Below are 10,892 nucleotides of genomic sequence, written 5' to 3'. Positions count from 1 at the left end.
AGCGCCGTCACCAAGGGTTCGTCATAGCGCTTCGGGCAGTCGGCAGAGCCGGCGCAGCGCGGCAAGTCCGTCCGCTGTTCCCGGCCAGTGCTCGGTCAGCGCCTGTGGACCGGCGGTACGGGTGACCCAGCGCAGCACCACCGCGGTGATGATGACGTCGTCGGCGTAGCCGAGCACCGGGACGAAGTCGGGAATCAGGTCGATCGGGGAGGCGAGGAAGGCGAGCAGCAGGGCCAGCGCAATGCGAATCCGTCGCGGCAGCTGCGAGTCGGCGGCCAGGCGTTTGAGCAGGCGCAGCGTGTCGGGCAGCAGGCGCAAGAGGTCTGCGACGCCGACATCGTCGGGTTTGATCAGCCATAACGTGATGGCCAGGGCCAGCCAGACGAGGACCAGCGTGGCGGCGAGCGAGACGAGAATCAACCACCAATCGCTGAACACACCGTCCATCTTCGTATCGTCGGGGCATGAGTACGTGGCCAACACCAGAGCAAGCCGGCCCGGGCCAGGAGTCGGTGTGGGACTACCCGCGTCCACCGCGCCTCGAGCCCTTCGCCGGAGCGATCACCATCGAACTCGGTGGTCGCGTGATCGCCTCCACGACGCGAAGCTGGCGAGTGCTCGAGACCAGCCACCCGCCGACGTATTACCTGCCCCGGGCGGCGTTCGAGGCGGGTGTGCTGCGTGATGCGCCGGGAGCGTCGATGTGCGAATGGAAGGGGCAGGCGCGCTACTACGATCTCGTGGCCGGCGCGTCGGTCGCGTCCAGAGCGGCATGGACCTACCCGTCGCCGACACCGGCGTTCGCTGAGATCGCCGGAGCGATCGCCGTGATGGCAAGCCTGGTCGACCGGTGCACCGTCGACGGCGAAACGGTGGTACCGCAGCCGGGCGGGTTCTACGGCGGCTGGATCACCAGCCGAGTGGTCGGACCGTTCAAGGGGGTGCCCGGTTCGATGGGGTGGTGAGGCCGACGGGTCGCGAAACACGCCTGAAACATGATCGCCGCACCTACGAAACACCGCGCCGACATTCTCGTCGGGACCGTCGAAGGAGCCGGACTTGCAAGCGATCGATCCCGCCGCTACCGCGTGGCTGCTGGCCAGTACAGCGCTCGTCTTGTTGATGACGCCCGGATTGGCGATCTTCTACGGCGGCATGGTCCGCACCACCGGCGTGCTCAACATGATCATGATGAGTTTCATCGCGATCCCGCTGGTCACGGTGGCCTGGTTGCTGTTCGGCTACACGCTGGCGTTCTCCGGAACCAGCCTGGGTGGGGTGATCGGCGATCTGTCGCACATCGGGATGGCCGGCATCGGCCCGGGTACCGTCCACGGCTCGGTACCCGAACTGCTCTTCTCCACTTTCCAGCTGAGCTTCGCGATCATCACCGCCGCCCTCATCAGCGGCGCGATCGCCGACCGCGCCAAGTTCGCCGCCTGGATGATTTTCGTGCCGGTGTGGTCGATCGTGGTGTATGCCGTTGTAGCCCACTGGGTTTGGGCTCCCGGCGGCTGGTTGTTCAAACTCGGGGTGCTCGACTATGCCGGCGGACTGGTCGTCGAGATCGTCTCCGGTTCCTCGGCGCTGGCGCTCGCGCTGGTGCTGGGGCCGCGTATCGGATTCAAGGTGGACGCGATGCGTCCGCACAACCTGCCCTTCGTCCTCCTCGGGGTCGGGCTGCTGTGGTTCGGCTGGTTCGGCTTCAACGCCGGATCCGCGCTGGCCGCCAACGGCACGGCGGCGGCGATCTTCCTCAACACACTGGTGGCCGGCTGCCTGGGCATGCTCGGGTGGTTGTCGGTCGAGCAGATCCGCGACGGGCGCCCGACGACGTTCGGCGCGGCCTCCGGTGTGGTCGCCGGCCTGGTGGCGATCACGCCCTCGTGCGGGACAGTCAACACCCTCGGCGCCGCGATCGTCGGGGTGGCGGCGGGCGTCGTGTGTTCGTTCGCGATCGGGCTCAAATTCCGGTTCGGCTACGACGACTCGCTGGACGTGGTCGGCGTGCACTTCGTCGGTGGCGTGGTCGGCGTGCTGCTGATCGGCTTCTTGGCCACGGCGGTGATGACGGGCGGACCACAGGGGTTGTTCTACGGCGGCGGCATGGCCCAGTTGGGCAAGCAGGCGGTCGCGATGGTCGCAGTGGCGGCCTACGCGTTCATCATGTCGTTCATCCTGGCCAAGCTGATCGACCGAACTGTCGGCTTCCGCGTCAGCCCCGAAGACGAGACCGCAGGAGTGGACTTCACCCAGCATGCCGAAACCGCGTATGCCGAAGGTGTGCACGGGCATCAGCCGCTGCGGCGTCCCCTACTCGGAGACCAGCGACCGCTGAGTGAGCCGCGTCCGCGGCCGGACACCGCCGCCGAGGACTGACAGCACTCCAATCTTGTTGCGCGCAAGGATGGCGCCGGCGGACCGGACTGCGTAACTTGGCGCTGCTGAGCGGAGGTGGTTGGTGTCGAGCGACTGGGCGGCTGTGTCCGCCGAGCTGATTCCACTGGCGTTGGTGGTGGCACTGTCACCGATCTCGATACTGCCTGCCCTGTTGCTGGTGCTTTATTCGACACGACCCCGCGCGGCGGGGCTGGCGTTCGCCGCCGGGTGGGTGGCGGGGCTGACGGTGCTCACGGTGCTGTTCCTCAACGTGCCCAGACTCTTGGGTGGCTCGGCCGACACGTCGTCGGTCTGGCAGTTGCGGCTACGGCTCTTCGGTGGCGCCGCGCTGATCGTCACCGGCGTGTGGTTGTGGGTACGGCGGAAGAAGGCAGCCCGATCGGCGCACTGGCTCGATGCATCGGCAAGTGGTCCCCGGCCCGCACCGCGTCGATCGGGCTGATGTTCGGGATTCTCAACCCGAAAATCATTGTGGCTTGTGCCGCAGCGGGTTTGGCGATCGATGCCGCTACGCTGGGGCCGGTCGGACAGGGTGTCGCCGTCGGGTACTTCGTCGTGGTGGCGGGTGCGGGAACACTGCTGCCGGTACTGGCTCATGTCGTTGCGGCCAAGCGGTTCGACCGATCACTGGAGCGGTTACGGGCTTGGATACAGCGGCGCCAAGCCGAGATCAGTGCGGTCGCGCTGGTTGTCATCGGCGCGGTCCTGCTGCTGACGGGAGTTCTCGGCCGCTGACGCCCGCGGCATGAACGAACGCGTCTTTCGTCAAACAGGCCACCTGCGAGGTCCCTGTAGTTAACCTGTAGTTCACCTTACGTTCGGTTTTCGTTAAGGGGGCTAACGATGGTCATCGCGGCGATTCTCAAGGTGTGTGTGGTCGGCCCCGGTGTCGCGGTCGCTGTGCTGGGATCCCATACCGCGCACGCCGATATCCCGAGTTTCGGACCGTATGCCGGCGACACGGTCAGTCAGTTGCAGGCTTGGGGCTACGGCGTGGTTTTCAACGGGATCGCCAAGGACGCCGGTTACCTCGACGAGCGCGAGAAGTCGGCGTGCCAGGTGACGGGGATCCATCCAACGGTGTCGGGCCCGTCGCCCGGCGGACGGTTCCAGACGGTCTACGTCGACCTATCGTGCCCGCCGAGCAACAACAGCCCGTCGTCCTAGGTGCCACTGATCGGCCCATCACCGCGGCGGATCACCTTGCCAGGCAAAGCTGTTGACGTACTTGTCCAAGTCCATCGCGAGTTCCAGGTTCGTGCCGGACGGACGACCGGGACCGAACGTGGGGCTGAACTCACGGTAAGGCCCGATCGCCCCCGCGATCAGCGCGAGGTCGTGCTTGACTGCGACCAGGATGACGACGCGCAGATGTCGGTAGGTGGCGTCGCCGTCCTGAGGCCAGATGTCGGCGACTTCGCCATAGCCGGGCTGGTAGCCGACCATCGCGTTCGGGATTTGATAAGCGGTGCGGGCATCCGGGTATCGCTCGGCCAGGAATGCCTCGGCCACGTCTTTGGCTGATTTCCCGCCGGCGGACTGGCCCCACAGCTTCAATGTGCCGCCGTCGCCGCCGGTGTAACGCGCCTCGACCCCGGCTCCCTCGAAGGCGATCTCGTAGGCCGACCCCGGAGCGGGGTAGGACACCGAGAAGGCGCGGTCGGCAGCGGTGAACCGGGGCAGCGCCGCCACTGGTGTGCCGCTGGGTGGTCGACCGCAATCGGGTGGACAGTTGTAGACGACCGCCGGTTCGGAGATGCCGGCCGAGAACGCGATGAGCGGCGTCGTCACCGCGATGATCACCCCCGTCCACATGCTCAGCACGCGGATGCCGGTCGCGCGCGACAACGGTGGCGCCGAATATGTTTGCGCCGCTACCGCGTAGCCGGGCCACCCGGCGGACTCGGTATCCGATGACGCTTGCGGGACGACTTGGCGGCGCTCGGCCCGTGACTTCGTCGACGATGCGCGCGTCGCCCCACCGCATGCCGGGCAAAACGTCATCTCGGGGACCACATTTCGGCAATGCAGGCACAGCTGCGGGGCAGCGGGCGTCGGGTCCGGTTCCTCATGCAGCAGTGCGAGCTGCAAGCCCATTCGCAGTGCCAGCAGTGCCACCAGAGCCATCGCGACATGCCAGGCCAGCATGACCTCCTGCCGTAGCCCCGCAACATCGGTGATGCCGACGATGGCGTAGACACCGAGCACCGCTATTCCAAACACCACCAAAGCGGTGTTCACCATCGAGCGGCGCAGAGTGGCGCGACCGGCCGGGCGTCGGAACCACAGTGCGGCACCGAGTAATCCGCCTGCGCACGCGGCGGTCAGCGGTATGGTCAGGCCACGGATGCCGGCTTCGACGAGCAGCCACTCCACGGGACGATTCTTGGCCACCGTCGCCGCGGCGAATTGGGGCGCCAATCGGGTGAAGGTTGCCGCGGCGGTGAAGCTCAGCGCTGACAGCACGCCGATCACGAAACCATTCAGCGATGTTCGGGTGCCCGGTCTGATCAGCCGGACCACTGCTGCGGGGATCATCATCAGCAGGGCTCCGCCCTCGGCGACACCGAGGCCCTCGCGCAATACCCGGTGGCCGGCGATACCGGCGTCGAACGGTGCGCCCGTTTCTCGGATCACCAGATCGCCGGTAAGCAACACCCAGCCTAGGCCGAGCGCGATACCCAGCGAGACGGTGATCACCAAGGTACTGCGGGGGATGTCTTGGTAGACACCGGATTGCTGACGATAGATCACGAAGAGTAGGGGCAGCCCGAGTGCCGAGACGGTGACCAACGCACCGGGCAGACCCAACTGGATGCCGATCGCCATCGCGACCACGATGAGGATCAGCCCTAGGTTGAACGGTGTGCGCGAAAACTGGCTCAGGTGAGGGAACAGCGAACTGGCAATCGCCGGGCGCAGCACGTGCTCGTCGGGCGCGGCGCCGAAAGTCCGCGGGCGCAACCATTGTGGGCCATCGCCGGGCTGCGAATTCAGATTCACACCACACGACCCGCAGAACACCCCGACGGGAACCTCCGCACCGCACCGCCGACACGCCACGCTCAGCTGCATCCCACACCGCATTTCTGCAACGCCAGAATGTCGCGCGCCAAGTGGTCGACATCGGGGGTGCCGAGACCGGTTACCAGGTCGTAACCCGGGCCGGCATCATCGACGGCGTTCCCACCGAGGTTGACGTCCCGGAAGGCCGGAAGCCTTGCACCCTGGGCGATCTCGTACAGCAAGGGGTTCAGCTCGCCGATCGCGCCGCCGCCGTTGCGCCGGAGATAGTCGTTCATCAACGCGGTCAGCCCGGCCCAAATCGGCGCGGCGAGCGAGGTACCGCCACCCACTGCGTGCTGACGCCGGAAGACGATTCGGACGCCGGTGTATGGATCGGCGACCGCCGCGATGTCGGGGGTGAGCCGCCGCCCGGGCGGGGCCGCCACCCGCACTTCCGACTGCCAGGGCGGCCGGTCGAATAAGTTCGACACTCCGCCGCCGGTGCCGTGGGAAATCGCGGGGGCGAACCAGGACTGCTCGGCGAGCCACCGTCCGTCGGCGTCGGTCGACAGCGTGGTTCCGCCGACGTCGGTCATCTCTGGCAGAGAGGCGACCGAATCCAGGCCGACGTCGTCGGGTGACGGGGGTGAGGACCAATTGTGACCGCCTTTGCATTCCAGCCCGGCCAGGTCACCGCTGGCGTTGAACGCTGTGGTGCCGCGCCGAAGTGCGGATTGCAGCGCCCCGCGGACGGGAGTCAGATCGGTCGCGGTCGTGATCTTGTCGCATCCCCAACCGATCGAAAAGCTCCATATGGCGCCGGGATAACGACGGTCCGCCTCCTCCATCAACGCGCCGATCTTTTGGTACGTGGCATCGCCGGAGACTGTGTCGCGGGCGTTGACCAGAACCGTCTTGGCGTCCGGGGCGACGGCATGGATGGCTTCCAGATCCATGGTCGCTTCGCCGCTGCGCTGAGAAGGCATGTCGCCCAGTAGTTCTGGAGTAAACGGCGGCAGATCGAAGGAAGACGCGAATATGTCGAGGTCCTCCTGGTCGAATCCATCAAAGGCGAACACCAGAACCGTCGTGTCCTTGCCGGTGTAGCCACCGTCGCGCAACGGCGCAGCATTGTAGGTACGGAGCAATCCGGCCGGCGCCAGACCCTGATCGGGTACGTCCAAAGGCACAATGAAGGGCAACGATTCGTAATGCGGTGAGTATCCGAGAATCCGGCCGAAGCCCGTGACATCGCCGACGATCGGGGCAGGGACGGCCGGCTGCTGGGATGACGCATAGAAGACCTGGCCCTGTCGGCCACGATAGTCGTGCACGGCGACGCCGAACGCGGCACCGACCGCGGTGGACGCCCCACTCAGGCCGGCCCAGCGGTCGCCGGACCGCCAGCGCACCGTCAGACCGTGTTCCCGCGCCCAGTCGATCAGCGTCGTGGGCCGTGACTCGGCCCGCAGCCCGGCGACCACGTGAACGAGGTTGCTGCGGGACGGCCCAAGGTCATCGGATGCCGACAGCAGCGATGCATACGGTCCGGTGATGATGCCGGAGAGCGCGAGCTTGGGGGTGGAATGCGCTGAAGAAGCGAGGCCGAAAACGGTCACGCCGATGGTGAGGCGCGACAACCACGCCGTCCAAGCCACCCGTCGTGTCCGCGTTGACCCCATGAGCATCGTCGCCGCACCCCCGCTGATTCGACGGACACTATCAGCGGGCGTGCGTTCGGATGGTGATGTCGGGAAGGTTGCGCGTGGGCGAACATTTCTTGACGTGGGTACGCAGATCGGCTCATCGGGTTTGACTGTCCGGCGCCGACCGATAGGTTTTGCGGCATGATCAAGCAGGGCACGAATCGGTCGGTCATGGTTTCACGTCAGCTCACGCTTGCCGGCGGCTTTCTGGCAGTCGTTGCGGTAGTGGGTCTTTCGGCGGGCTGCGGCCAGTCATCCAAGGAGAGCCCGACCTCAACCACCTCAAGCAGTGCCTCGACAAGCAAGCCGGCGCCTTCTCCGACGGAGAAGGGTGTGCTGCCGATGCCGCCGCGTGCGTTCAACCAGAACCAGAACGCGGCGGACGGAATTCTTGCGCTGCAAAGCCAGGGGTACGTCGTTCAGGTCAACATCGGCGATGGCGACAAGAACAGCACGCTGTCGGCGTGCAAGATCATCGGGGTCGACGGTTTGCGCGGCGATCACCCGCCGGCCAACACCACCGTGTTCCTGACGCTGTCCTGCCCCAGCAGCAACAACTGAGGTCAGGCGCTCACAGGGCGCCTGCGGCGGCGGACGAGCATCAGTCCGATGAACAGCACGGCAATGGTCGGGGACGACGACACCATCGTGTAGCCGAGGTCCTTCATGATTCCGATCTCGATTGCGCTCAGTGTCCGCACGCCCAGTCCGGTGTCGGACGACGCGTTCATCAGTTTCTCGTTGGCACCGGTGTACGTGTTGTCGTCGAGGTGTGACATCGAGCTGCCGGATTCCCACGGGTTCGGGCTGTACAGCGGCACCGGGTTGCCACCGTTGGCGGCCTTCGCGTTGGTGCCGCCGAAGTACATCCCGTTGCCGGTGTTGCCGCCGGTCAGATTCGGGTTGTACGCGGTGTTGAAGGCAGTGCCGTTGAACACCGACGTTCCGTTCTTGGTCACCATGAACCGGTCGAAGTCGGTCCAGTTCTGGACCGTGTTGTTGCCGGCGCTGTCCACGACCGACAGGAACCCGTAGGTGTGCAGCAGCTCGTGCATCGCGGTGGACTGGAAGTCGTAGCTTCCGGCGGGCACGGTGGCGAAGTAGCCCCAGCCGTAGCCGAAGTTCCAGTCGATCGTGCCGTCGGCGGCCGCCCCGTTGGAGTCCACGCCGGTGAGGATTTTCTCCTGCACGACGGTGGTCGAGAAACCGCTTTCGCTGACGAGATCACTGCCGGCCGAGGCGAGGGTCGAACCGCCCAGCGAGTACTGGCCGGTGACCGCGTAGGTCAGGGTGACGTCGTACTGAGGATCGAAATAGCTCGACAGGTAGATGGCCGTCGCCGCCAACTCGGCTCGGGCAGCGCTCGACCAGAATTGCGACCCGTTTCCGTAGGTGAACGAGTACGTGATCTTGGGGGAGTTGGCGGGTTCCTGGTAAATGCCGCCGGCGCCGAACGTGCTGGGCTCACGGAACCAGTTGAGCAGGTTGATGTGCAGACCGGTGTCCGTCGCGGCGACTACGAACGAGTCAACACCCTTGAAGTTCGCATTCGGTGTGTAGGTGTAGGTGCCGTCGGAGTTGACCACCACTTGGCCGTAGTGGGCTTGTTGGGTCACCTGGTAGACGAGCTGATCGCCCTCGGGATCGACTGCGCCGACGTTTCCCGTGATCGGCCCTGTCGTGTCCCCGGTGAGCTGAACCGGCGCGACGCTCGGCGCCTCGTTGAAGAATGTGCGGCGCACCAGGAGCGCGGCACCCTCGAAAAGTCCCTGGATCGAGCCGAAGAAACCGGTGATCACATCGGCGGGGGACGCGCTGGCAGTCGGCACGCGCAACGCGGTGATCGTCGCCGTCGTGGTGGCCGCGGTCGGAGTGGTCGACGCTTCGGTCACCGCTTGGGTGCTGGAGGTGGTGGTCGTCTGCTGGCTGTCCGTCGTCTGCGCTGAGGCGGAGGAGTCGGCCTCAGCGGTCGCGGAAGACGTCGCGGACGATGTCGTGTCCGAAACCGACCGGCTTGACTGCGCCTTGGGCTTGTCGGCAGCGCTCTCGGTCGCGGCCGCACCGGGGGTGCTCGCCTGAATGCGCGCCGCTGACGCGGCCTTGCGAGCGGCCGCGGCGGTCTTCGACGACGACTTGGAGCCGTCCTGTGTCGTCTTGGCGGTGCGAGCCGAGTGCCCGGTGCCGCTGCTCGCCTTTGCCGGCCCGGCCGAAACCGAGGACGAATCCGCATCCGGGGCGTCTGCGCTGGCAATGGCCACGGTCGGCCAGACCAGGGACAGGCCAAGCGCGACGGCTGCCGCGCCAGCTCGTGCACTACGCTGGACATTTGCCATGGAAGTACCGCCTTTGTACGTCTGTTGCCCGTGAAGTCGGCGGACTTCAGGCAAACCCCCCGATATGGATGCCAAGCCGGCGATGCGGCTGAGCGCCCGTTTGCTTTCTCAGCGAATATTAAGCTACGCAAGCGCCCGGGGGAACGGTTACACGCGAAGTCCGTTCGATCGCGGCAAAAAGCCACCTCAGAAGTGATGGTCCCCAGATCGGTCGAGAACTGGGCGGTGTGCTCGACGGTTTCCATGTTCATCACACTGCCCACGTAATACGTGCCGTATCTGCCCTGCAGGGCGTTCATCGCGTCGTAGAAGCCGGCGCGGATGTCGTCTCGATGCATCAATGCTGTCGCGTCGTCATCGCTGATGTCGTCGCCGACGATCGCCTTCCACAGCTCATGCCAACCGTCGTCGAAGATGTCGATCCGTGTGTTCTTCAGGCCGAGCTGATCGACGATGAGAACGTCGATGAACAGATGCATCATCGTCATCAGCTGGATCGCAGCCACGGGTGGCGGCATGAAACGCTGTCGCCGGATCAAATCCTCTGTGGGACATGGGGTGCGGCGTTTGCCGTCGATCCCGTGGATCAGCGCGCGACCGATAGGGGGAGCCCGCGCGGGGTGGCTGACCGGGCACCTGCTTGATGCCGTGAAGCCATGATGGGGTGATGACGCCAAACCAGCAGCGGAAGACCGTCGGCGCACGGTGGGAGTTGTTCACCTGTGCGCGGCATGGGCACATCACGTACGCGCCCGACGATGCCGCCCTCGCCGAGCGGCTGAGCGGCAACACCGGACTCGGAGAGGTGTGGCGCTGCCTGCGGTGTGGCGTATTCGTCGTGGGGCCTCCGCATGGCTGCGGTCCCGCCGACCACGCGCCGCTTGTCCTGCGAGGTCGGGCGTTGCGACAGGCGTTCATCGTGCGGGCACTGGCTGTGGAACGGTGGGTCAGGGCGCTGCTGATTGCCCTTGCCGCGTGGGCGGTGTGGAAATTCCGTGGGGCGCAGGGGTCTCTGCAGGCCACCGTCGAGCGAGACCTGCCACTACTTCGGTCCTCCGGAATCAAGGTCGATCAGATGACCGCGGTGCACGAATTGGAGAAGGCGCTGGCCGCCAAACCCAGCACGCTGATGTTGGTGTTCTTCGCGCTGCTCGTCTACGCCCTGCTCGAGCTCGTCGAGGGCATCGGGCTGTGGTTGCTGAAGCGCTGGGGAGAGTACTTCGCCGTGATCGCGACGTCGATATTCCTGCCGCTCGAGGTCTACGACCTGGCGGTCAAGGGCGTCACATTCACCCGTGCGGGAGCATTCGCGATCAACGTGGCCGCCGTCGTCTATCTGCTGATATCCAAGCGGCTCTTCGGAATTCGCGGCGGACGCAGGGCGTACGACGAGGAACGGCGTGGTGAGCAATTGCTCGACGTCGAGCGAGCGGCGCTGGCGTGACGC

Annotated in this window: 10 protein-coding genes and 1 pseudogene; 7 read left to right on the top strand and 4 right to left on the bottom strand. The window is 65.8% G+C overall.

The genetic code is table 11. The features are described 5' to 3' along the window. Positions 1–21 precede the first annotated feature (21 nt). A complete protein-coding gene (locus AB431_RS26100; RefSeq protein ID WP_047332383.1) occupies positions 22–447 on the bottom strand; it encodes a YkvA family protein in 426 nt (141 codons plus the stop codon). 17 nt (positions 448–464) lie between these two features. On the opposite strand from AB431_RS26100, the gene AB431_RS26095 reads away from it, so the two are divergent. From AB431_RS26095 to AB431_RS26080, 4 genes and pseudogenes are all read left to right on the top strand, one after another. Further along, the gene (locus AB431_RS26095) at positions 465–965 is read left to right on the top strand and encodes a DUF427 domain-containing protein (RefSeq protein ID WP_047332382.1); all 501 of its coding nucleotides are present in this window, start codon (positions 465–467) and stop codon (positions 963–965) included. A gap of 94 nt (positions 966–1,059) precedes the next feature. Next, positions 1,060–2,379: an ammonium transporter gene (locus AB431_RS26090; protein ID WP_047332381.1), complete on the top strand. Its 1,320-nt coding sequence runs from the start codon at positions 1,060–1,062 to the stop codon at positions 2,377–2,379. A gap of 82 nt (positions 2,380–2,461) precedes the next feature. Continuing rightward, a pseudogene (locus AB431_RS30200) lies at positions 2,462–3,135 on the top strand (GAP family protein). Positions 3,136–3,243: 108 nt separating this feature from the next. After that, on the top strand, positions 3,244–3,567 hold the full coding sequence (locus AB431_RS26080; RefSeq protein ID WP_047332380.1) for a hypothetical protein: 324 nt from the start codon (positions 3,244–3,246) through the stop codon (positions 3,565–3,567). Between the two features lie 18 nt (positions 3,568–3,585). Here AB431_RS26080 and AB431_RS26075 read toward each other — a convergent pair whose 3' ends face one another. Then, positions 3,586–5,403: a zinc ribbon domain-containing protein gene (locus tag AB431_RS26075; protein ID WP_369802947.1), complete on the bottom strand. Its 1,818-nt coding sequence runs from the start codon at positions 5,401–5,403 to the stop codon at positions 3,586–3,588. Positions 5,404–5,465: 62 nt separating this feature from the next. Beyond that, positions 5,466–7,088 (bottom strand): S53 family peptidase, encoded by a 1,623-nt coding sequence (locus AB431_RS26070; protein ID WP_082135806.1) that lies wholly within the window; start codon positions 7,086–7,088, stop codon positions 5,466–5,468. Between the two features lie 165 nt (positions 7,089–7,253). Here AB431_RS26070 and AB431_RS29670 point away from each other — a divergent pair, with 165 nt between their 5' ends. Beyond that, positions 7,254–7,673, top strand: coding sequence for a hypothetical protein (locus tag AB431_RS29670; protein ID WP_052960400.1), 420 nt, complete (start codon positions 7,254–7,256; stop codon positions 7,671–7,673). A gap of 2 nt (positions 7,674–7,675) precedes the next feature. Here the strand turns inward: AB431_RS29670 and AB431_RS29665 are convergent, their stop codons facing one another. Continuing rightward, on the bottom strand, positions 7,676–9,445 hold the full coding sequence (locus AB431_RS29665) for an Ig-like domain-containing protein (RefSeq protein WP_144418370.1): 1,770 nt from the start codon (positions 9,443–9,445) through the stop codon (positions 7,676–7,678). Positions 9,446–9,672: 227 nt separating this feature from the next. Here AB431_RS29665 and AB431_RS26045 point away from each other — a divergent pair, with 227 nt between their 5' ends. Both AB431_RS26045 and AB431_RS26040 read left to right on the top strand, forming a co-directional pair. Further along, complete coding sequence (locus AB431_RS26045) at positions 9,673–10,089, top strand: hypothetical protein (RefSeq protein WP_144418369.1); 417 nt, start codon at positions 9,673–9,675, stop codon at positions 10,087–10,089. A 23-nt stretch (positions 10,090–10,112) separates the two neighbouring features. Next, a complete protein-coding gene (locus AB431_RS26040) occupies positions 10,113–10,889 on the top strand; it encodes a DUF2127 domain-containing protein (protein WP_047332374.1) in 777 nt (258 codons plus the stop codon). Positions 10,890–10,892: the final 3 nt, after the last annotated feature.

Source organism: Mycobacterium sp. EPa45 (assembly GCF_001021385.1).
Classification (GTDB): domain Bacteria; phylum Actinomycetota; class Actinomycetes; order Mycobacteriales; family Mycobacteriaceae; genus Mycobacterium.
Note: the sequence above shows the minus strand (reverse complement) of the source record. Positions and strands in the feature narration are given on the sequence as shown.

What these genes read in the sequence shown, in the direction of transcription:
- AB431_RS29670 (WP_052960400.1), top strand. Translation starts at nt 7,254, where the DNA reads ATGATCAAGCAGGGCACGAATCGGTCGGTCATGGTTTCACGTCAGCTC.
- AB431_RS29665 (WP_144418370.1), bottom strand. Translation starts at nt 9,445, where the DNA reads ATGGCAAATGTCCAGCGTAGTGCACGAGCTGGCGCGGCAGCCGTCGCG.
- AB431_RS26040 (WP_047332374.1), top strand. Translation starts at nt 10,113, where the DNA reads ATGACGCCAAACCAGCAGCGGAAGACCGTCGGCGCACGGTGGGAGTTG.
- AB431_RS26095 (WP_047332382.1), top strand. Translation starts at nt 465, where the DNA reads ATGAGTACGTGGCCAACACCAGAGCAAGCCGGCCCGGGCCAGGAGTCG.
- AB431_RS26100 (WP_047332383.1), bottom strand. Translation starts at nt 447, where the DNA reads ATGGACGGTGTGTTCAGCGATTGGTGGTTGATTCTCGTCTCGCTCGCC.
- AB431_RS26080 (WP_047332380.1), top strand. Translation starts at nt 3,244, where the DNA reads ATGGTCATCGCGGCGATTCTCAAGGTGTGTGTGGTCGGCCCCGGTGTC.
- AB431_RS26070 (WP_082135806.1), bottom strand. Translation starts at nt 7,088, where the DNA reads ATGGGGTCAACGCGGACACGACGGGTGGCTTGGACGGCGTGGTTGTCG.